Source organism: Streptomyces sp. NPDC018693, assembly GCF_044391385.1.
GTDB lineage: Bacteria > Actinomycetota > Actinomycetes > Streptomycetales > Streptomycetaceae > Streptomyces.
Genome location: NZ_JBIRZZ010000003.1, coordinates 124992 through 144658, shown reverse-complemented (window position 1 = coordinate 144658; position 19667 = coordinate 124992). Strand labels below are relative to the sequence as shown.

Genomic DNA, 19667 nt, shown 5'->3' with positions numbered 1-19667 from the left:
ATCCGGTGCTCAGATCTCGTACGACGTCCTCGGCGCCGCCAGCTCCACCGGGCCGTCGTACACCGCGCGCGCGTCCGCGAGGTTGACCTGGGGGTCGGTCCACGGCGGGATGTGGGTGAGGACCAGGCGGCGGGCGCCCGCGCGGGCCGCCGTCTGGCCCGCCTCACGGCCGTTGAGGTGCAGGTCGGGGATGTCCTCCTTGCCGTGGGTGAACGCCGCCTCGCACAGGAACAGATCGCTGTCGCGGGCGAGTTCGTCCAGGGCGGGGGTCACGCCGGTGTCACCGGAGTAGGTCAGTGTCCGGCCGCCGTGCTCGATCCGGATGCCGTACGCCTCCACCGGGTGGGCGACGCGCTCCGTGTGCACCGTGAACGGGCCGATCTCGAAGGTGGACGGCTTGACCGTGTGGAAGTCGAAGACCTCGCTCATGGAGGAGGCTGAGGGGGTGTCGGCGTAGGCCGTGGTCAGGCGGTGTTCGGTGCCTTCCGGGCCGTAGACCGGCAGGGGGGCGCACCGGCCGCCGTCGTGGCGGTAGTAGCGCGCGACGAAGTACGCGCACATGTCGATGCAGTGGTCGGCGTGCAGATGGCTCAGGAAGATCGCGTCGAGGTCGTAGAGACCGCAGTGGCGCTGCAGCTCGCCCAGGGCGCCGTTGCCCATGTCGAGAAGCAGCCGGAAGCCGTCGGCCTCGACGAGGTAGCTCGAGCAGGCCGATTCCGCGGACGGGAACGACCCCGAGCAGCCGACGACGGTGAGCTTCATGAAACAGAAACCTCCGCTGGCGGGAAACGTCGAGTGAGGGTCACGGGGGTCGTGCGGTGCGTCGAGCGTAAGGCGCAAAACCTTTGGTCGCTCCTCCGCCAGGGGCTGTTGTGGGCGAACTCACCTGTGCTGTCACCGGTTCGGCTGGAAGCGGGGTGGGGGAAGTGTGAGTGGGGCGCGCGCGGAGGTATGTGCGCCGGTAACGTCGTCCTCATGGACACGTCCTGGTGGCCGGCGCTCGTGGCGGTGGTACTGCTCGCGCTGGTCGCCGCGCTCGTCGACGGGTGGGGGCGCGGGGCCCGGCCGCGGGTGCGGCGCCGGGCCGGGGGCCGGGTGGACGCCGGGCCGCGGCCCGCGGAGATCTGGTGGGCCGAGGACCGGCCGTGTCTGGTGCTGGTGGTGCGGGGGCGGCATGCGACCGTCGTGAAGATCAGCAGCAAGTACCGCGACGAGCGGGCCGGGGTGATCCCGCTGCCGCCGGGTGCCGTCGGGGACGGGCGGGGACGGGCCAGCTTCCTGGAGACGGACCAGCTGCACGAGGTGCCTGTCGGCGACTTCCGGCACCGGGTGGGGGTGGTGGACCCGGTCCTGTGGGACCAGGTCCGTCACCTGGCTCCGTAGCCGCGCAAGGTACGTAGCCGCGCGGGGTACGTAGCCGCGCGGGGTACGTAGCCCTACGCCCAGAGCTGACCCTGCAGGGTCTCGATCGCTTCCTCCGTCGTCGCCGCCGTGTACACGCCCGTCGACAGGTACTTCCAGCCGCCGTCGGCCACGACGAAGACGATGTCGGCGGTCTCGCCCGCCTTCTGGGCCTTCTTGCCGACGCCGATCGCGGCGTGCAGGGCGGCGCCCGTCGAGACGCCCGCGAAGATGCCCTCCTGCTGGAGCAGCTCGCGGGTGCGGGTGACCGCGTCGGCGGAGCCTACGGAGAAGCGGGTGGTGAGGACGGAGGCGTCGTACAGCTCGGGTACGAAGCCCTCGTCCAGGTTCCTGAGCCCGTAGACCAGGTCGTCGTAGCGCGGCTCGGCGGCGACGATCTTCACGTCGGGCTTGTGTTCGCGCAGGTAGCGGCCGACGCCCATCAGGGTGCCGGTGGTGCCGAGGCCCGCGACGAAGTGGGTGATGGAGGGCAGATCGGCCAGGATCTCCGGGCCGGTGGTCGCGTAGTGGGCGCCCGCGTTGTCCGGGTTGCCGTACTGGTAGAGCATCACCCAGTCGGGGTGCTCGGCGGCGAGTTCCTTGGCGACGCGTACGGCGGTGTTGGAGCCGCCCGCGGCCGGGGAGGAGATGATCTCGGCGCCCCACATGGCGAGCAGTTCCCGGCGCTCCTGCGAGGTGTTCTCGGGCATCACGCACACGATGCGGTAGCCCTTGAGCTTCGCGGCCATCGCGAGGGAGATGCCGGTGTTGCCGGAGGTGGGCTCCAGGATGGTGCAGCCCGGGGTCAGCCGGCCGTCCTTCTCCGCCTGCTCGATCATGTGCAGGGCGGGGCGGTCCTTGACCGAGCCGGTGGGGTTGCGGTCCTCCAGCTTCGCCCAGATGCGGACGTCGGGGGACGGCGAGAGCCGCGGCAGGCGCACCAGGGGGGTGTTGCCCACCGCGGCCAGCGGGGAGTCGTAGCGCATCGGTGATCAGGGCCCTCAGGCCATGCCGCCGGCGACGGCCGGCAGGATCGTGACGGTGTCGCCGTCGGACAGCTTGGTGTCGATGCCGTCGACGAAGCGGACGTCCTCGTCGTTGAGGTAGACGTTGACGAAGCGGCGCAGCTTGCCGTCGTCGACGATGCGGGCGTGGATGCCGGTGTGCCGGGTCTCGAGGTCGGTGAACAGCTCGGCGAGGGTGTCACCGTTGCCCTCCACCGCCTTCTGACCGTCGGTGTACTGGCGGAGGATGGTCGGGATGCGGACCTCGATGGCCATGGCTAGGGGCTCCTGTCGGGAGTAGTCAGTCGGGGCGCGCGGCAGCGCAAGGAGGCAGGGTGTTGCGGTTTCGGGCGCCGCGGCTCACGGCCGTACGGCGGCAGGGCGGCGTCAACAGATGGCGCTGGCGAGCCTGCACAGGTCGACGTGCAGCCGCGCCACGAGCAGCAGCTTGCCCGGCGTCTTGTCGCTCACGTCCTTCTCAACCATGGGCTCATCGTATCGATTCCCGGTCCGCCTCCTGGAATGTGATCCCACATGCCGGACGAATCCGAACCGCTGAATGAGACCCACCCCCCGCCCGCCCCCTCCACGCCGACACAACCACCGAGGTGAGAGCCATCCCCCGCCCAAGAGCGGGGCGACCGGACGCCCCAGCTCCGCCACCTCCTGAGGACCGGCCGCCGGCAACGGACCGGCCGTCTCGACGACGCCCGGGAACCGGGAGTCAGCCGCCGGCCGACCCCCTACGCCAGACCCGCCGCACCAACCGCGCCAGGGTCACCACCGCCATGAGGGCCGCGACCTCGCACAGCCGACGGACCCATCACAGAGGGCCCCGAGCCACTGCAGCCGACGACGGACCGACCACCCGACAAGGCCCGGACAGCCGGGAGCCAGCCGCCAGACGAGACCCGCCACGCGCCCCCGCCCGCCGCACCAACCGGGTCAGGGTCCCCACCGACATGACGGCCGCGACCTCGCACAGCAGCCAAGCCATCAGACAGCCCCCGACAAGTCACCGACGACGCCCTGAGCCGGGAGCCAGCCGCCAGACGAGACCCGCCGCGCGCCCCCGCCCTACGCCGACGCCCGCCGCACCAAACGGGTCAGCGCCCCCACCGACATGACAGCCGTGTCCTCGCACAGCAGCCAAGCCGTCAGACAGCCCCCGACAAGTCACTGACGACGCCCGGGAGCCGGGAGTCAGCCGGCGGATGAGGCCCGCCGCGTGGCCGCGCTCTACGCCGACGCCCGTCGCACCAAACGGGTCGGGGTCACCACCGATGTGAGGGCCGTGTCCTCGCAGAGCAGGCGGGCCATCAGGCGGCCCATGCCCTCGACGTCCTGGTGGATGGTGGTGAGGGGTGGGTCGGTGGTTTCGGCGATGCCGGGGAGGTCGTCGTAGCCGATCACGGCCACGTCGTCGGGGACGCGGCGGCCGCGGCGGCGCAGGGTGTGGAGGGCGCCGGCGGCCATCAGGTCGGAGGCGGCGAAGACGGCGTCCAGGTCGGGGCGGCGGTCCAGGAGTGCGGCCATCGCGTCGGCGCCGCCCTGCCAGGTGTAGTCGCCGCGCTCAACCAGGTCCGGGGCGCCGTCCAGCAGGACGTCCCGGTAGCCGGCCAGCCGGTCGTCGGCGGAGGGCTCCTCGTCGTAGGGGCCGGTGACGGTGGCGATGTGCTCGCGGCCGAGGGAGAGCAGGTGCTCGACGGCCCGGCGGGCGCCGCCGCGGTTGTCGCCGTCGACGTAGACGTGGTCGCGCACGGTGTCGCCGGCGCGCAGCCGGGGGCGGCCGCCGAAGACGACGGGCAGGCCGACGCGGTCGACCATCTCGTCGAGCCGGTCGTCGGGGCGCAGGTTGAACAGCAGGGCCCCGTCGACGTGCCCGGCGCCGAGGAAGCCGCCGACCCGCGGATAGTCGTCCGGGTCCTCCACGAACAGCAGCACCGGCTGGGCGCCGTGCCGGGCCAGCTCCCGGCGGATGCCGCGCAGCAGACAGTCGAAGAACGGGTCGAGGAACAGCCGGTCCCGGGGCTGGGTGGCCACCACGGCGACGGCGTCGTTGCGGCGGGTGACCAGTTGGCGGGCGGCGTGGTTGGGGACGTAGCCGAGTTCGGCGATCACCTCGCGGATGTGCGCGGCGACCTCGGCACGCACCTTGGGCTCACCGTTGATCACACGGGAGACGGTGGACTTGGAGACCCCGCAGCGGCGGGCGACGTCCAGCAGGGTGGGGCGCCGCTCGGTCAGTGGTTGCGTCAACAGCAACTCCACGGTGGCGAGTTGGAGATGCGGCAGGGGGTGACGGCCGCGCTGCGCACACGTTAACCGTGGAAAACGGGTCGGCGCCCCGGGATTTCAGGTCAAGGTAGGACCTTGACCTCCTCCTCGGTGACCTCGCCCTCCACGATGCGGAACGAGCGGAACTGGAACTCGCCCATGCCGTCGGTGTCCGCCGTCGACACCAGGACGTAGTGGGCGCCCGGCTCGTTGGCGTAGGAGATGTCGGTGCGGGAGGGGTACGCCTCGGTGGCGGTGTGGGAGTGGTAGATGACCACCGGCTCCTCGTCGCGGTCGTCCATCTCGCGGTAGAGCTTGAGCAGGTCGCCCGAGTCGAACTCGTAGAAGGTGGGCGACATGGCCGCGTTCAGCATGGGGATGAAGCGCTCGGGGCGGTCCGAGCCGGCCGGCCCGGCGATCACGCCGCATGCCTCGTCGGGGTGGTCCTTGCGCGCGTGGGCGACGATCTGGTCGTAGAGGGCGCGGGTGATGGTCAGCATGGTGGCCAGGATAAGCAGAGGGCCGCCCCGTACCGAAGGACGGTACGGGGCGGCCCGCATGCTGGGACGAGGGGTCAGACCGTCTTGGCGGTCTCCGCGTCGTCGGAGTCCACCGCGCCGACGGCCTCGCGGGCCTTGCGGGCACGGACGTACTCCAGGAAGGAGTTCAGTTCGCGCTTGACGATCGGGGCCAGCAGGTAGAGGCCGATGATGTTGAACACGGCCAGCAGGAACAGCGCCGAGTCGCCCAGGTCGATCAGCGAGCTGAGGGAGAGCAGCGAGCCCGCCATCACGAACACGCTCCAGATGACCTTGAAGCTGATCTCGCTGGCCTTGCTGCGGCCGAAGAGGAACGTCCACGCCTTGAGGCCGTAGTAGCCCCAGGTCAGGATCGTGGAGAAGGCGAACAGCAGCACCGCGATGGTGAGCAAGTACGGGAACCAGGGCAGGACGGTCTCGAAGGCGTCGGAGGTGATGGTGACGCCGCCGATGCCCTCCTGGCCCTCGCGGGCGGCGGTCCAGCTGGCCGGGTTGGCGATGACGATCGTCAGCGCGGTCATGGTGCAGATGACGACCGTGTCGATGAACGGCTCCAGCAGGGCGACCAGACCCTCGGACGCGGGGTGGTTGGTCTTGACCGCGGAGTGGGCGATCGGGGCGGAGCCCAGACCGGCCTCGTTGGAGAAGGCGGCGCGCTTGAAGCCGACGATCAGGGCGCCGATCACACCACCGGCGACACCCTCGGCCTCGAAGGCGCCCTTGAGGATGGTGCCGATGGCGTCGGGCACCGCGGTGACGTTGACCAGGATGACGACCAGGCAGGCCACGATGTACATGCCGGCCATCGCCGGGACCAGGCGGCTGGTGACGGAGGCGATGGAGCGGATGCCGCCGAGCAGCACCAGGCCGACCAGGGCGGCGACGACGAGGCCGAAGAGCACGGCACCGGCGGAGGAGGCCAGGAAGCCGTCCTCACCACCGAAGGTGGAGGAGACCTGGGCGTAGCTCTGGTTGGTCTGGAAGAGGTTGCCGCCGAACAGACCGAAGAACAGGATCATGATCGAGGCGGCGATGGCGAGCACCTTGCCGACCTTGGCGCCGGTGGAGCCGAAGCGCTCGGCGAAGCCCTTGGGCAGGTAGTACATCGGGCCACCGGAGACGGTGCCGTCCGCGTGCTTCTCGCGGTACTTCACACCGAGGGTGACCTCGACGAACTTGCTCGCCATACCGAGCAGACCGCACAGGATCATCCAGAAGGTGGCGCCGGGGCCACCGATGGAGACGGCGACGGCGACACCGGCGATGTTGCCGAGGCCGACGGTGCCGGAGACGGCGGCGGTCAGGGCCTGGAAGTGGTTGACCTCACCGGCGGAGTCCTTCTCGTCGTACTTGCCGCGTACGACGTCGAGGGCGAGCTTGAACTTGCGGACCTGGACGAATCCGAACCAGGCGGTGAAGACCAGACCGGCGATCACCAGCCACGCGACGATGAGCGGAAGCTCGGTGCCGTTGACCTTGATGGAGTAGAAGACGAACTCGGCGACCTTGTCGGAGACCGGTTTGACGGCCTCGCTGACGGCGTCGTCAATGTTCTGGGCGATGGAGTCGAGTGACATCGAGCTACCTCGGATGGCGCAGGGGACGTGCTGGCGTGGCGCAGCAGTGCGTTGGTGCAACGTGCGGGATCGAGCGAACGCCGTTGTCCGTTCGGCGACGTGGAGAAGCACTGCCCCGCGGACCCGGGGAAGGTACTGCTCTGGGTCGTACACGCCGGCTATGGCCGACTTCTCCGGTCCGGCGAGGGGTGGTGCCGAAATGGAGTTGCGAATTCTTACCACAGCGTTCATGCGATCTTTGGTGACGCGAGTCACACGACAACGCCCCCGGGGCGTAAAACCCCAGGGGCGGTGACAGGATCGTTATCCGGATCTGAGCGTCCGTTGAGCGAACGCCAAATCTGGACGGTTACGGCATAAGGGTTGACACAAGGGTCTCCTGCAGCCCCCCGAGCCAGAGATAGGCCATGACCATCGGCTTGCGCGGGTCCTCGTCGGGGAGCCGGTAGAGCAGGTCGCTGTCGTCCTCGTCGGTGATCTCCAGGCGGGAGCCGATGGCCAGCCGCAGGTCGTTGAGCGCGCCGAGCCACTGCTGGGACTCCTGCGGGGACAGCTTGAGCACGGCCCCGGTCTCGTCCACCGGCGCCAGCGCGTCCAGCGCGCGGATCACCGCGAGGGCGTTGTCCCGCTTTCCGGCCCGCAGGTCGTTCTCCGTGTAGCGGCGGAACTCGGCGGAGTACGCCTGGTTCTCCTCGGCCCGGCGCGGGTCGTCGGGCGGCTCGACCGGGTCGGTGTAGGCGTCCGGGAACAGCCTGCGCAGCACCGGGTCGGCGGGCGGCTCACTGGGCCCCTCGGCGAACAGCTCGGCGAGCGGGTCCGCGGGGGCGTCCTCGGCCGGGCCGGGTCCGATCAGCTCCAGGAGCTGGACCGCGAGCGAGCGGATGATGGAGATCTCGACCTCGTCGAGCGCGACGGCCGCGCCGCCGCCGGGGAGCGGTTCGAAGTGTCCTGGCATCAGGTAGGTCGCTACTCCCGCTTACTTCCGGTCCTGCTGGAGGGTGGCCCACAGACCGTAACCGTGCATGGCCTGCACATCGCGTTCCATCTCCTCACGGCTACCGCTGGAGACGACCGCCCGGCCCTTGTGGTGGACGTCGAGCATGAGCTTGGTGGCCTTGTCCTTGGTGTAGCCGAAGTACGTCTGGAAGACGTAGGTCACATAGCTCATGAGGTTGACCGGATCGTTGTGGACGATCGTGACCCAGGGGACGTCCGGCTCGGGGACGGCGAAGACCTCCTCCGCCGACTCGGTGCGTTCGATCTCCAGGGGTGCGGGTGACGTCACACAGCCCATGCTGCCACGACCGCCAGATATCGTCACACTGACGAAAGCCGAGTACGATGCGTCGTATGAACAGAGCGGATCTTGGGCTGCCGGTGGATGTTCCCTCGACGGCGCTCTTCACGGACCACTACGAACTGACGATGCTGCAGGGCGCCCTGAAGGCGGGCACCGCCGGGCGGCGCAGCGTGTTCGAGGTCTTCACCCGGCGACTGCCGAACGGGCGACGGTACGGCGTCGTCGCGGGCACCGGGCGGGTCCTGGACGCGGTGGAGAACTTCCGCTTCGACCCGGGCGTCCTCGGCTTCCTGCGCGAACGCGCCGTCGTCGACGAGCAGACGCTGGACTGGCTCGCCGCCTACCGCTTCTCCGGGGACGTCTGGGGCTACCCGGAGGGCGAGGTCTACTTCCCCGGCTCGCCGATCATGCGGGTCGAGGGCACCTTCGCCGAGTGCGTCCTGCTGGAGACGGTGATCCTCTCCATCCTCAACCACGACTCCGCGATCGCGGCCGCCGCCTCCCGGATGTCCTCGGCCGCCGGGGACCGCCCGCTGGTCGAGATGGGCGCCCGCCGCACCCATGAGCTGGCCGCCGTCGCCGCCTCCCGCGCCGCCTACGTCGGCGGCTTCGCCTCCACCTCCGACCTCGCGGCCGGATTCCGCTACGGCATCCCCACCGTCGGCACCTCCGCCCACGCCTTCACCCTGCTGCACGACAGCGAGCGCGACGCCTTCCGCGCCCAGGTCGACTCCCTCGGCCGGGGCACCACCCTGCTGGTGGACACGTACGACGTCGCCGAGGCCGTCCGTACGGCGGTGGAGGTGGCCGGACCCGAGCTGGGCGCGGTGCGCATCGACTCCGGCGATCTGCTGCTGGTCGCGCACCGGGTGCGCCAGCAGCTGGACGAGCTGGGCGCCCGCGACACCCGGATCATCGTGACCTCCGACCTCGACGAGTACGCCATCGCCTCGCTGGCCGCCGCCCCCGTGGACGCCTACGGGGTCGGTACGCAGCTGGTGACCGGGTCCGGGCATCCGACCTGCTCGATGGTGTACAAGCTGGTCGCGCGCGCCGAGTCCGACGACCCCAGGGCGCCGCTGGTGCCGGTGGCGAAGAAGTCCACCGGCGGCAAGACGTCCATCGGCGGCCGCAAGTGGGCGGCGCGGCGGCACGACGAGCACGGCGTCGCCGAGGCCGAGGTGGTCGGCACGGGGACGGTCCCCGCCGAGCTGGCCGACCACCAGCTGCTGGTGGAGCTGGTCAAGGGCGGTGAGGTCGTCGCCCGCGAGCCGCTGGACGCCGTACGGGACCGGCACATCGCCGCCCGGAGCGGTCTGCCGCTCTCCGCTACACAGCTCTCCCGCGGGGAACCCGTGCTGGCGACGGAGTACCTCGTGGGGCGGTCGGGTAGCTAGGGTCTGTCCGCCCGAGGGCCGCCCCCCTCCCCTACCGCCGCCGAAGTCTCTAGGCTCAGTGACTTCACCCTTAGTCGAAGGACACCGACCATGCGCCGCGCCTTGATCGTCGTAGACGTGCAGAACGACTTCTGCGAGGGAGGCAGCCTCGCGGTGGCCGGGGGTGCCGATGTGGCCGCCGCGATCACCGAGCTGATCGGGCAGGCCCCCGCCGGGTACCGGCATGTGGTGGCCACCCGCGACCACCACATCGCACCCGGCGGCCACTTCGCCGACAACCCGGACTATGTCCACTCCTGGCCGGCGCACTGCGTCGCCGGCACGGAGGGGGTGGGGTTCCACCCGAACTTCGCGCCGGCGGTGGCCTCGGGGGCGATCGACGCGGTGTTCGACAAGGGGGCGTACGCGGCCGCGTACAGCGGGTTCGAGGGGGTCGACGAGAACGGGACCTCTCTGGCGGAGTGGTTGCGGGCCAGAGCGATCGACGAGGTGGATGTCGTCGGGATCGCCACGGATCACTGTGTGCGGGCCACTGCGTTGGATGCGGTGCGGGAGGGTTTTCGTACGCAGGTGCTGCTTGATCTGACGGCTGGGGTTGCTTTGGAGACCACTGATCGGGCGCTGGAGGAGATGCGGGGAGCTGGTGTGGAGCTTTCTGGGAAGCCAGTGGTGCAGTAGTCGGTTTGCTGCGGCGCCGGCGGAGCCGCATATCGATACAGCCCCGCGCCCCTTTAGGTGGGACTCGTGCGGCTCAGCAGTGATCTGATCGGGCGCCACAGTTCCACCGACAGGGACTGTTGCGTGACAGCGTTGTCAGGGGCCGTTCGCCATATCAGGCCGTCGGGGTGGTGGAGTACGGCTGTGATCTCGTCCGGGGTGGGTGGGGCCGCGTTGCCTCGTAGGTAGACGGCTCGTAGGCCCAGGTTGCGGAGCCTGGTCAGGGCTCGGGCCCGGTTGGCGGCGTGGACGAGGACGCGTACGCCGGTGGGGCCGTCGGTGGCGGGGCTGGGCAGGTTGAGTGCCACCACCACCGTGCCGTTCGGCAGCTTGCAGAAACCTCCTGCGGCCATGTGGTCACATCCCCGTTCTGTTCGGTCCTGCGGTCGGTGTCAATAAGCGATTCACAGGACGCACCTAAACACGATCGGCGGCAACCCGCCAGGGGTTGCCGCCGATACGCTTCTGACCTGCGCGGATGTCGACTACTTCATCGACGGACCGACCTTCACCGTGATCGTCGAGCCGCTCAGCGGCTCGAAGAGGATCTTGATCGAGGTGTTGGTGTCAGTGACCTTGACGCCGGCCAGCGGGGTCGACGGGTCGTAGTACGTCGACTTGCCGTCGTCGAAGAACGGCACGCCCACGCGCGCCGGGATCTTGGTGGCGACGCCGGCCTTGTGCAGCGTGATCCGGTCCGTCGGGTACCAGCTGAAGGTGGAGTCGAAGGACTGGATGCGGTTGCGCATCAGCGTGCCGTCGGACCACTTCAGCGGGGTCGGGTGGGCGTCGACCGGGAGGAGCAGGCCCTCACCGGGGTGGGCGCTGGTGTTGTTGTCCGACTGGGAGGTGTCCCACTTCCAGATCAGCAGACCGTTCTGGTACGGGAAGTGCTCGACCCAGCCGGGGCGGGTGTTGGAGAAGCCGAAGTTGTACGGGCCGACCTTGAGGGTCTTGTCGTACGACACGTACTGGCGGTTCTCGGCGATGTAGAACTGGTCGTAGTCGTCCGTGATGGACGCGCCGATGCGGGAGAAGCCCTTGGCGGTCCAGGCGGCGTCCGCGCTCTCCGCGTCGTCGGCGAAGAGGACCGCGCCGTCCGCGGTGACCGTGATCTGGTCGGCCGCGAAGCCCATCTGGGCCACGCCGCCGTCGGTGGCGTAGCGGAAGCGCAGGTCGATCTTCTGGCCCGCGTAGGCGTCCAGCGAGTAGGTCAGCTTCCGGTAGGAGTCGACCGTGCCGGTGAGGGCCGGCTTGCCGCTGCCGTCACGCGTGATGGCGCTGCCGTCGGGCAGGGTGCCGTCGATCGGCGTGAAGGAGGCGCCGCCGTCGGTGGAGACCTCGGTGTAGAGGTAGTCGTAGTCCGTCTCGATGTCCCACCAGGCGTCCAGCGACAGCGACGCCGAGGACTTGCCGGTGAGGTCGACCGAGCGGGTCAGGGTGTTGCGCAGGTCGTCGCCCTTGCCGCTCCACCACTGCGTCGCGCCCTGCGCCGGGGTGACCACCTCGGTGGTGACCGTCTTCTTCGGCAGCTCGACGATGAGGGCCTGCGGGTTCTTGGTGTTGTACTCCGCGACGCCCAGGGTGTGCAGGGAGTGCTTGCCGGCCTTGGCGGTGTCGTAGTCCAGCCAGCCCAGCTGGAGCTTGTCCCAGGCGGTCATGTCGCCGGGCATGTCACCGATGTTGTCGCCGCCGGTGCCCAGCCAGGAACCGGAGGACATCAGGGTCCAGAAGCCGGTGGAGTTCTCGCCGCCGCCGGAGGTGTCGTAGTGGTCCGGCAGGCCGAGGTCGTGGCCGTACTCGTGGGCGAAGACGCCCAGGCCGCCGTTCTCCGGCTGGATGGTGTAGTCGCCGACCCAGACGCCGGTGTCGCCGATCTGCGCGCCGCCGAGCTTGTTGCCCTCGGGGCCGGTGGAGCCGGCGTCGGTGCCGAAGGCGTACCAGCGGTGGGCCCAGATCGCGTCCTCGCCCTGCGCGCCGCCGCCCGCGGACTCGTCCTCGCCGGCGTGCACGATCTGGAAGTGGTCGATGTACCCGTCGGGCTCGTTGAAGTTGCCGTCGCCGTCGTGGTCGTAGCGGTCCCACTGGTCGAACTCGGCCATCTTGGCCTTGATCTCCGCGTCCGTCTTCCCGGCTGCCTTCTGCTGGGCGACGTAGGCGTTGACACCGTCCTGGACGGCGTACCAGGCGCCGGTGGGTGCCAGGTTGGAGCCGTAACGGGCCTCGTTGTAGGGAACCTTGACCCAGTCGGCGACCTCGCCCTCGATGGAGTAGCGGCCCGAGGACTGCTTCTCGTAGTAGGTCTTCATCGAGGCGGTGCCGTCGCCGAAGTACAGGTCCTGGAAGTGCTGGCGGTCGTAGTCCGCCTGCCAGGCCGTGCTGTTGTCCTGGGTGCGGTCCGGCTCCTCGATCTCGTTGTGGAGCGGGCCGACGGTGCCGCCGTAGCGGGGGTCGATCTGGTCGCCGAACTCCACGAGGATCGTGAAGATCTTGTCGGTCTTCTCACGGCCCAGCTCGACGTACTTGGAGCCGCCGCCCCAGCTGTCGAGCTCGACGACCTTCGAACCGTTGCGGTTCTTGACGGTCGCCTCGCCGGATATGACCTGCTTCAGGGCTTCTTCGCGCTGGGCCTCCTGCCGCTTGCTCAGCGGCCCGTCGAAGTCGTGCTCATGGGCCTCGGCCGGCTGCGGGTCGTGCCCGTCCGCCGCCGGGGCCTGAGCCGACGTGTTCTCCGCGGCCGTCGCCGCGGCGAACGTCGAGAACGTCGCCGAGGCCGCCGCGAGGGCGACGACGGTCGCGGCCGTTCTGAACGTCCAGGATCTACTGGTCACTTGGTGTCCTCCCCTAACGCGCCCGGAACGCGCGGATGGAGGTCCTCTGTCAAGGGATGTCCGCGCGCGGTTATGCACGTGTAGTCAAGTGACGCCATTTGACTACTGGTTAACGAGAAAAGACAGACCTTGACTTGGTCAGGTCAAGTGCATTATTGGGAGACGGCCGTCCGGATTACGGACGCGTGACTCCGTGCGCCCCCTGTGCACCGGCACCGTGGGTTAGGTCACGCTTACCGTTCGTTCCGCTCGGGCATGCAGGCGAATAGAGTCGAGCTCGCCCCCGCTTCCGAGGACACGATTGCCATGCCTCGTCCGACTGTCGCACAGCTCACATACGGTTCCTGCACCGTGGTCTCCTCGACGCTCGCCATGCTGCTGCTGTCACAGGCGAGTTCGGGCATCGGCGTCGCGCTGATCGCCGTCGCGGCGCTGGCGCTCGGTCTGCTCGTCGCACTGCGGGTGCCGGCCCCGAGGTCGCGGCCCGCGCCGCCGCCCGTCGCCCCGGCTCCCGCCGAGCAGGCGCGGCGGGAGCCGGTGGCACCCTGAACGGCATGACGCAGGGCCCGGGCCTCGGCACGGGCCCTCGGTCATGTCTGGGTGGGGGTCAGGTTGTGCTGACCACCACCGTCTTGGCGGCTTTGTCGTGCAGGCCCTGTTTGTACGGCTTGTCGAAGAAGCTCCAGCCGCCGGCGACCGCCGTCCAGAAGCAGGCGCAGCAGAAGGCGAACGGCAGCCACAGGACGAGGGCGCGCATCAGCGAGGTCTGCGCGGAGGGCGTGTTGCCGTTGTCGAGGTTGGCGACCCGCATGCCGAGCCACTTCTTGCCGAGGGTCTGACCGGACCTCGCGATCAGGAAGGTGTCGTAGGCGATGTAGAGCACCGCGGCCACGACGGACTGGCCGAGGGATTTGCCGGCATCGACGTCGTCACCGTCGACGCCGTACTCGTTCACACCGAAGCCCCAGGTGAGCAGGGCGACTACGACACCGACCAGGAGCATGTCGATGATCCTGGCCAGCACGCGCCTGCCGCTGTCGGCCAGCGGGGCCATGCCGGCGAGGGGATCGGGCGGGAGACCGCCGAACGGGCCACCGCCGTGGGGCGGGGTGTCGTAGGGCGAGCCCGGTCCCGGCCCCTGACCGTACGGAGGTTGCTGGGGCCGCTTCCGGAACGGGTCGTCCTCCGGCGGCTCGCCGCCGGAGCCGGGGGGCGGTTCGGTCGTCATGGCCCGAGTGCATCGCGAACCCCGGGGCTTCGCATCCGGCAGGCGGCCGTCCGGGTCACCCCGCGACGAAGGTGTGCGCCGCCTTGTCGTGCCAGCACTGGCGCCACGGTTTGTCGAACAGGCCCCACAGCACACCCACGACGCCTACGGCGAGCAGGCCGAAGACGCTGTAGACGAGCCAGCGGCGCAGGGCCGCGCCGAACGTCGGCGGCTCGTGCCCCTCGATGTCCCGCACCTCCAGGCCGAACAGCTTCTTGCCGAGGGTGCGGCCCCACTTGGCGGTGGGCAGTGCCTCGTAGAGGGCGCCGGCCAGGAGCAGGACGGCCAGGACGACACCGAGGTACGCCGTCGTCGTGCCGTCCAGGATCCAGACGGTGACCGTGCGGCCGGAGAGCTTGGCCGCGTCGATCTTCTCGTTGACGTGGTCCATGGCCCTGATGCCGAGCGGTACGGCGGCGGCGCCGGTGACTGCGCCGAGCACCAGGCTGTCCACCAGCCGGGCGGCCAGCCGCTTCGCGAGCGGCGCGGGCCGAGCCGCCGCGTGCCGCCGGGCGGCCGCCTGGAAGACGTCCTCGACGGGCGGCTTCCAGGGCGCGACGGGCTGCTCACCGCCCCCGGCCCCGGCCAGGTGGTGCACCTGCTGGGCCCAGGAGGGCTGACCACCGCCGGAGCCGGAGGTCATGGGGGTGCCACCGGCGGAGGGGGACTGGGCCCCGGGGGCGGACCCGAGTCCGGTCGCGGACCCGGGGGCGGCCCTGACACCGGCCGAGGATCCGGGGACGGCTGCGGGTGCGGCGCCGAGACCGGCTGCGGCTTGTGGGCCGGAGGGCTGGGACTGGGGCGGTACCGCGGGGTTTCCCGGGGTGCCGGGTTGTGCGGTCTGGTGCGCTGCGGCGGCCTGGGCCGCGGCGGCACGTTCGGCGGCGGCCTTGCCTGCGGCGAAGCCCGGCTTGGCGGGGGCGGCTGCGGCGGGCGCCTGCGCGGAGGGCGTAGCCGCCCCGGGTTGGCTCGCCGCGGCGGAGCCGGACGCGGCCGGCGCACCGAAGGCCGGGCCCGACGGGGCCTGCCCGGCGGGGCCCGGGCCCGCGAACACCGCGCCGCCCGACGGGGCGTGGCCGGGGCTGGTGCCCGGGGGCTGCGACTCGGGGGTGCCGTCGGGGCCGGACGTGCGCGGGTGGGGAGCGCGGAAGGTCATGGTGCCGGGGTCGGACGCGGGACCGGAGTCGGCGGTGGGGGCGGCGGGGCCCGGCGTCGGGCGCCGGAAGACGACCGTGCCGGTCGGGTCGAGGTCGGCGGCACCAGCACCAGCACCAGCACCAGCACCAGCACCAGCACCAGCACCAGCACCAGCACCAGCACCAGCACCAGCGTCAACGCCGGTGCCCGCGGGCTGGTTCTGGTGGTCGGTGGGGGCGGGCGTGCGGGGGTCCGGTGTCCGGGGCGTGCCCCGGGAGACGCGGGGGTCCGGATCGCCGCCGAAGCCGGACCGGTGGGAGCGGTCGGCGGTCCACGCGGCGGCCGGCGCCGGGTCCTCGTCGAAGAAGTGCGGGCCCGTCTCCTCCACCGCGGGCACGGACGCCGCCGACGCGGGCGCGGTGAGCGGCTCGCCGTCGCTCGGCGCCGGGCGGCTGGTGCCGGGCACCCAGGAGGCGCCGTTCCAGTACCGGACGTATCCAGGAATGGACGGGTCCGGGTAATACCCTTCGCGGGGCCGGTCGTCGCCGGGGGCCGGGGTTGGGGCGCTCATGTCCGTCGTCCCGTATCTGCTCGGGGGTGAGATGGGAGCCTCCACATCTATCAGACGCGCGCAACCCCCACCGCCCGTCCCGCCGTACCCGCCCTCTCCCGGCGCCTTTCCGGGCAACCTCGTGCACGCTCGTCACCCGCTCGGAAGAAACTCTCCGGAAAAAATCCCCGAACCCGCGTAATGATCCGGGACCCGCCCCCTCTCACCTTCTGCGGGCGCCGTACCGACGGCGCCGAGAGCGGAGAGAGGAACCGACATGCGTCACACCGTGGTGGAACGCGAGCTGGAGCTGAACCTGATCCTGTCGCCCGAGCGGAGCGTCCCGGTGCCCGCCCGGCTGGGCTACCGCAGCGACGACCCCTTCGCCGTGCACGTCACCTTCCACATCAACTCGGAGTACCCGGTGCACTGGACGTTCGCCCGCGAGCTGCTCGTGGAGGGCGTGTTCCGGCCGTGCGGGCACGGCGACGTACGGGTGTGGCCGGCGAAGGCGGAAGGACGCAGCGTGGTGCTGATGGCGCTCAGCTCACCCGACGGGGACGCCCTGCTGGAGGCGCCGACCGCGCAGGTCTGCGCCTGGCTGGAGCGCACCCTGTGCGTGGTGCCCCCGGGGACCGAGGGCGAGCAACTGGGCATCGACGACGCGCTCGACCAGCTGCTCGCCCAGTGACCGCAGGCAGCGGGTGTCAGAACAGCTTGCCCGGGTTGAGGATGCCCAGCGGGTCGAAGACCTGCTTGACGGCCCGCTGCATCTCCAGCCCCACCGGCCCGAGTTCGCGCGCCAGCCACTCCTTCTTCAGTACGCCGACGCCGTGTTCGCCGGTGATCGTGCCGCCCAGCTCCAGGCCGAGCGCCATGATCTCGTCGAAGGACTCGCGGGCGCGCCGCGACTCGTCGGGGTCGGCCGCGTCGAAGCAGACCGTGGGGTGGGTGTTGCCGTCGCCGGCGTGGGCGACGACACCGATGGTGAGCCGGTACTTCTCGGCGATGCGCTCGACCCCGTCGAGCAGGTCGCCGAGCCGGGAGCGCGGCACGCACACGTCGTCGATCATCGTCGTGCCGCGCACCGCCTCCAGCGCGGTGAGCGACAGACGCCGGGCCTTGAGGAGGAGTTCGGACTCGGCGGCGTCGTCGGCGGGCACCACCTGGGTGGCTCCGGCGGCCTCGCACAGCGCGCCCAGGGCGGCCAGGTCGGCGGCGGGGTCCGGGGTGTCGAAGGCCGCCAGCAGCAGGGCCTCGGTGGTCTCGGGCAGGCCCATGCGGGCGAGGTCGTTGACGGCTTTCACCGTCGTACGGTCCATGAGTTCGAGGAGTGACGGGACGTGGCCCTCGGCCATGATCCGGCAGATGGCGTCGCAGGCGGCGCGCGCGGAGGAGAACTCGGCGGCCAGGACGAGCTGCTGGGGCGGCCGCGGCCTGAGGGCGAGCACGGCCCGTACGACGATGCCGAGGGAGCCCTCGGAGCCGACGAAGAGGCGGGTGAGGTCGTAGCCGGCGACGCCCTTCGCGGTGCGCCGGCCGGTGGACATGAGGCGGCCGTCGGCGAGCACCACGCCCAGTCCGAGGACGTACTCCGCGGTCACCCCGTACTTCACGCAGCACAGGCCGCCGGACGCGGTGCCGATGTTGCCGCCGATCGTGCACATCTCCCAGCTGGAGGGGTCCGGGGGGTAGGACAGGCCGTGCGCGTTGACGGCGCGGGACAGGGCCGCGTTGACGACTCCCGGTTCGACGACGGCGACACGGTCGACGGGGTCGATCTCCAGGATGCGGTCCATCTTGGTCAGGGACAGCACGATGCAGCCGTCGGTGGCGTTGGCGCCGCCGGACAGGCCGGTGCGGGCGCCCTGCGGGACGACCGGGACGCGCAGCTCGGTCGCGGTGCGCATGATGTGCTGCACCTGCTCCACGGTGCGCGGCAGCACGACGACCGCGGGGCTGCCGGCCGGGCAGAAGCTTGCCATGTCGTTGGCGTAGGAGGCGGTCACGCCGGGGTCGATCAGCACGGCGTCGGCGGGCAGCCCCGCGAGCAGCCGCCCGGTGAGCTTGCTCTGGTGCGTGTCGGACGCGCCCTCAATACGGCTCATGATCACAGCGTGTCACCCGGGGCCATCGGTGTGAACCCCGTCCCGCTCCCCTTGCGGTCACCGCGATGTGCTCGTCGTACTGCCGCACAGTGATCAGCATGCAGAACGACGCCCCAGCGGCCCCGGAGACCCAGGCAGCCCCCGACGGTCCCGGCCCCGCCCCCACGCCCTCGACCCCCCGTTCCACACTCCGGCGGCGGCTGCTCGTCGGTTCCCTCGTGGGTGCGCTCCTGCTCGGTGGCGGGCTGCTGATGTGGCCGTCCGAGGAGCCGGGCCCCCGGCGGGGCCCCGCGCCCGCTTCGGGTGCCCAGGCGCGGGCGGCGGTCACGGCCGGCGTGGCGGCCTCGCTGCCCGATCTGGGGGCGCTGATCGAACAGCAGGAGGCGCTCGTACGGCAGCAACCCCGGGACGCGCGGGCGCTGGCCGTACTGGGGACCGCGTACGTCGAGCGGGGGCGGCGTACCGCCGATGCCGCCGCGAACTACCCGAAGGCCGAGCGGGCCTTGCGGGCCTCGCTGAAGGCGGCGCCGGAGGGCAATCCCGAGGCGCTCGACGGGATGGCCGCGCTGGCCAACGCCCGGCGGGACTTCCGGGCCGCCCGGGCGTGGGGTGAGGCCGCGCTGGAGGCGGCGCCGAAGCGCTGGACGACGTATCCGCTGCTGATCGACGCCTACACCGGGCTCGGCGACCACAAGAAGGCCCACGCCACGCTGGAGAGGCTGATGGAGCTGCGGTCGGGGCCCGCCGTGCTGGCGCGGGCGGCCGCGGTGTACCGGGACCGCGGCCGACGTGAGGACGCGGCCGCCGCCCTGTCAGACGCCGCCGCCGGTGCCGTGGCGCCCGTCGAGGAGGCGGCCTGGCGGGAGCGCGCCGGACAGCTCGCCTGGGAGCGCGGTGAACCCGAGACCGCGCTGCGGCAGTTCGAGGAGGCCGTACGTCTGGATCCCGACCAGCGGGCCGCGCAGGCCGGGCAGGGGCGCGCCCTGGCCGCGCTGGGCCGCACCTCGGAGGCGCTGAACGCCTACCGGACGGCCCTCGCCGAGCAGCCGCTGCCGCAGTACGCCCTGGAACTGGGCGAGCTGTACGAGTCCCTGGGGCGCGACCAGGCCGCCCGCGCGCAGTACGACCTGCTGCGGGAGCGGGTCCGGCAGGACGCCGCCGGCGGGGTCGACGGCCGGCTGGTGCTCGGGCTGTTCGAGGCCGACCACGGCGACCCGGCGGTGGCCGTCGACCTGCTGCGGGCCGAGTGGAAGCGGCAGCCGGGCGTCGCGGTGGCCGACGCGCTGGGCTGGGCCCTGCACCAGGCCGGCGACGACAAGGAGGCGTTCGGGTTCGCCGTACGGGCGACGGACGAGGAGCACGGCGGCGGAGTGCGCAGCGCCTGGTACGCCTACCACCGCGGCATGATCGAGCAGGGGTTGAAGCTGACCGGCCCGGCGCGGCGGCATCTGGCGGAGGCGCTGCGGATCAATCCGTACTTCTCGCCGCTCCACGCCCCCGCGGCCCGGGCGGCGCTGGTCAAGCTGGGGGAGCCGGCGGACGTGGAACCGCCACGGTGACCG

General features: G+C 71.1%; 20 protein-coding genes. 6 read left to right on the top strand and 14 right to left on the bottom strand.

Annotated features, from left to right (window positions below; all coding sequences use genetic code 11):
* Positions 1-9: 9 nt before the first annotated feature.
* A complete protein-coding gene (locus ACH5AC_RS08990; RefSeq protein WP_398861052.1) occupies positions 10-762 on the bottom strand; it encodes an MBL fold metallo-hydrolase in 753 nt (250 codons plus the stop codon).
* 213 nt (positions 763-975) lie between these two features.
* Here ACH5AC_RS08990 and ACH5AC_RS08985 point away from each other — a divergent pair, with 213 nt between their 5' ends.
* Positions 976-1383: a type II toxin-antitoxin system PemK/MazF family toxin gene (locus ACH5AC_RS08985; protein WP_398861051.1), complete on the top strand. Its 408-nt coding sequence runs from the start codon at positions 976-978 to the stop codon at positions 1381-1383.
* A 53-nt stretch (positions 1384-1436) separates the two neighbouring features.
* On the opposite strand, the gene ACH5AC_RS08980 is transcribed toward ACH5AC_RS08985, so the two are convergent.
* From ACH5AC_RS08980 to clpS, 8 genes are all read right to left on the bottom strand, one after another.
* Entirely contained in the window at positions 1437-2387 is a 951-nt protein-coding gene (locus ACH5AC_RS08980) for a PLP-dependent cysteine synthase family protein (protein ID WP_398861050.1), read from the bottom strand.
* A 15-nt stretch (positions 2388-2402) separates the two neighbouring features.
* Positions 2403-2681 (bottom strand): MoaD/ThiS family protein, encoded by a 279-nt coding sequence (locus tag ACH5AC_RS08975; RefSeq protein ID WP_398861049.1) that lies wholly within the window; start codon positions 2679-2681, stop codon positions 2403-2405.
* Between the two features lie 111 nt (positions 2682-2792).
* Entirely contained in the window at positions 2793-2891 is a 99-nt protein-coding gene (locus ACH5AC_RS08970) for a putative leader peptide (RefSeq protein ID WP_398861048.1), read from the bottom strand.
* Positions 2892-3644: 753 nt separating this feature from the next.
* Positions 3645-4664, bottom strand: a complete 1020-nt coding sequence (locus tag ACH5AC_RS08965; RefSeq protein WP_398861047.1) for a LacI family DNA-binding transcriptional regulator — start codon at positions 4662-4664, stop codon at positions 3645-3647.
* A gap of 101 nt (positions 4665-4765) precedes the next feature.
* Entirely contained in the window at positions 4766-5182 is a 417-nt protein-coding gene (locus tag ACH5AC_RS08960; RefSeq protein ID WP_398861046.1) for a Mov34/MPN/PAD-1 family protein, read from the bottom strand.
* Between the two features lie 74 nt (positions 5183-5256).
* The gene (locus tag ACH5AC_RS08955; RefSeq protein ID WP_398861045.1) at positions 5257-6798 is read right to left on the bottom strand and encodes an alanine/glycine:cation symporter family protein; all 1542 of its coding nucleotides are present in this window, start codon (positions 6796-6798) and stop codon (positions 5257-5259) included.
* Between the two features lie 349 nt (positions 6799-7147).
* Entirely contained in the window at positions 7148-7753 is a 606-nt protein-coding gene (locus ACH5AC_RS08950; protein ID WP_398861043.1) for a DUF2017 domain-containing protein, read from the bottom strand.
* A 21-nt stretch (positions 7754-7774) separates the two neighbouring features.
* Positions 7775-8092, bottom strand: coding sequence for an ATP-dependent Clp protease adapter ClpS (gene clpS / locus ACH5AC_RS08945; protein WP_275772852.1), 318 nt, complete (start codon positions 8090-8092; stop codon positions 7775-7777).
* A gap of 56 nt (positions 8093-8148) precedes the next feature.
* On the opposite strand from clpS, the gene ACH5AC_RS08940 reads away from it, so the two are divergent.
* Together ACH5AC_RS08940 and ACH5AC_RS08935 are read left to right on the top strand one after the other, a co-directional pair.
* Entirely contained in the window at positions 8149-9495 is a 1347-nt protein-coding gene (locus ACH5AC_RS08940; protein ID WP_398861042.1) for a nicotinate phosphoribosyltransferase, read from the top strand.
* Positions 9496-9585: 90 nt separating this feature from the next.
* Entirely contained in the window at positions 9586-10173 is a 588-nt protein-coding gene (locus ACH5AC_RS08935) for a nicotinamidase (RefSeq protein ID WP_398861041.1), read from the top strand.
* A 53-nt stretch (positions 10174-10226) separates the two neighbouring features.
* Here the strand turns inward: ACH5AC_RS08935 and ACH5AC_RS08930 are convergent, their stop codons facing one another.
* Together ACH5AC_RS08930 and ACH5AC_RS08925 are read right to left on the bottom strand one after the other, a co-directional pair.
* Positions 10227-10565, bottom strand: coding sequence for a hypothetical protein (locus ACH5AC_RS08930; RefSeq protein ID WP_398861040.1), 339 nt, complete (start codon positions 10563-10565; stop codon positions 10227-10229).
* A gap of 132 nt (positions 10566-10697) precedes the next feature.
* Positions 10698-13043, bottom strand: coding sequence for an immune inhibitor A domain-containing protein (locus ACH5AC_RS08925; protein WP_398861039.1), 2346 nt, complete (start codon positions 13041-13043; stop codon positions 10698-10700).
* Between the two features lie 306 nt (positions 13044-13349).
* Here ACH5AC_RS08925 and ACH5AC_RS08920 point away from each other — a divergent pair, with 306 nt between their 5' ends.
* Entirely contained in the window at positions 13350-13592 is a 243-nt protein-coding gene (locus ACH5AC_RS08920; RefSeq protein WP_398861038.1) for a hypothetical protein, read from the top strand.
* Between the two features lie 58 nt (positions 13593-13650).
* Here the strand turns inward: ACH5AC_RS08920 and ACH5AC_RS08915 are convergent, their stop codons facing one another.
* A complete protein-coding gene (locus ACH5AC_RS08915; RefSeq protein ID WP_398861037.1) occupies positions 13651-14271 on the bottom strand; it encodes an RDD family protein in 621 nt (206 codons plus the stop codon).
* A 55-nt stretch (positions 14272-14326) separates the two neighbouring features.
* Positions 14327-16018: an RDD family protein gene (locus ACH5AC_RS08910; RefSeq protein ID WP_398861036.1), complete on the bottom strand. Its 1692-nt coding sequence runs from the start codon at positions 16016-16018 to the stop codon at positions 14327-14329.
* A gap of 256 nt (positions 16019-16274) precedes the next feature.
* Here ACH5AC_RS08910 and ACH5AC_RS08905 point away from each other — a divergent pair, with 256 nt between their 5' ends.
* Entirely contained in the window at positions 16275-16688 is a 414-nt protein-coding gene (locus ACH5AC_RS08905; protein WP_398861035.1) for an SsgA family sporulation/cell division regulator, read from the top strand.
* 16 nt (positions 16689-16704) lie between these two features.
* Here the strand turns inward: ACH5AC_RS08905 and ACH5AC_RS08900 are convergent, their stop codons facing one another.
* On the bottom strand, positions 16705-18111 hold the full coding sequence (locus tag ACH5AC_RS08900; protein WP_398861034.1) for an FAD-binding oxidoreductase: 1407 nt from the start codon (positions 18109-18111) through the stop codon (positions 16705-16707).
* Positions 18112-18203: 92 nt separating this feature from the next.
* Here ACH5AC_RS08900 and ACH5AC_RS08895 point away from each other — a divergent pair, with 92 nt between their 5' ends.
* Entirely contained in the window at positions 18204-19664 is a 1461-nt protein-coding gene (locus ACH5AC_RS08895) for a tetratricopeptide repeat protein (protein ID WP_398861033.1), read from the top strand.
* Positions 19665-19667 lie beyond the last annotated feature (3 nt).

Coding starts and splice junctions, on each gene's coding strand:
- ACH5AC_RS08980 (WP_398861050.1), bottom strand. CDS start 2,387: ATGCGCTACGACTCCCCGCTGGCCGCGGTGGGCAACACCCCCCTGGTG.
- ACH5AC_RS08905 (WP_398861035.1), top strand. CDS start 16,275: ATGCGTCACACCGTGGTGGAACGCGAGCTGGAGCTGAACCTGATCCTG.
- ACH5AC_RS08970 (WP_398861048.1), bottom strand. CDS start 2,891: ATGGTTGAGAAGGACGTGAGCGACAAGACGCCGGGCAAGCTGCTGCTC.
- ACH5AC_RS08895 (WP_398861033.1), top strand. CDS start 18,204: ATGCAGAACGACGCCCCAGCGGCCCCGGAGACCCAGGCAGCCCCCGAC.
- clpS (WP_275772852.1), bottom strand. CDS start 8,092: ATGGGCTGTGTGACGTCACCCGCACCCCTGGAGATCGAACGCACCGAG.
- ACH5AC_RS08915 (WP_398861037.1), bottom strand. CDS start 14,271: ATGACGACCGAACCGCCCCCCGGCTCCGGCGGCGAGCCGCCGGAGGAC.
- ACH5AC_RS08935 (WP_398861041.1), top strand. CDS start 9,586: ATGCGCCGCGCCTTGATCGTCGTAGACGTGCAGAACGACTTCTGCGAG.
- ACH5AC_RS08920 (WP_398861038.1), top strand. CDS start 13,350: ATGCCTCGTCCGACTGTCGCACAGCTCACATACGGTTCCTGCACCGTG.
- ACH5AC_RS08910 (WP_398861036.1), bottom strand. CDS start 16,018: ATGAGCGCCCCAACCCCGGCCCCCGGCGACGACCGGCCCCGCGAAGGG.
- ACH5AC_RS08975 (WP_398861049.1), bottom strand. CDS start 2,681: ATGGCCATCGAGGTCCGCATCCCGACCATCCTCCGCCAGTACACCGAC.
- ACH5AC_RS08955 (WP_398861045.1), bottom strand. CDS start 6,798: ATGTCACTCGACTCCATCGCCCAGAACATTGACGACGCCGTCAGCGAG.
- ACH5AC_RS08985 (WP_398861051.1), top strand. CDS start 976: ATGGACACGTCCTGGTGGCCGGCGCTCGTGGCGGTGGTACTGCTCGCG.
- ACH5AC_RS08960 (WP_398861046.1), bottom strand. CDS start 5,182: ATGCTGACCATCACCCGCGCCCTCTACGACCAGATCGTCGCCCACGCG.
- ACH5AC_RS08950 (WP_398861043.1), bottom strand. CDS start 7,753: ATGCCAGGACACTTCGAACCGCTCCCCGGCGGCGGCGCGGCCGTCGCG.
- ACH5AC_RS08930 (WP_398861040.1), bottom strand. CDS start 10,565: ATGGCCGCAGGAGGTTTCTGCAAGCTGCCGAACGGCACGGTGGTGGTG.
- ACH5AC_RS08990 (WP_398861052.1), bottom strand. CDS start 762: ATGAAGCTCACCGTCGTCGGCTGCTCGGGGTCGTTCCCGTCCGCGGAA.
- ACH5AC_RS08940 (WP_398861042.1), top strand. CDS start 8,149: ATGAACAGAGCGGATCTTGGGCTGCCGGTGGATGTTCCCTCGACGGCG.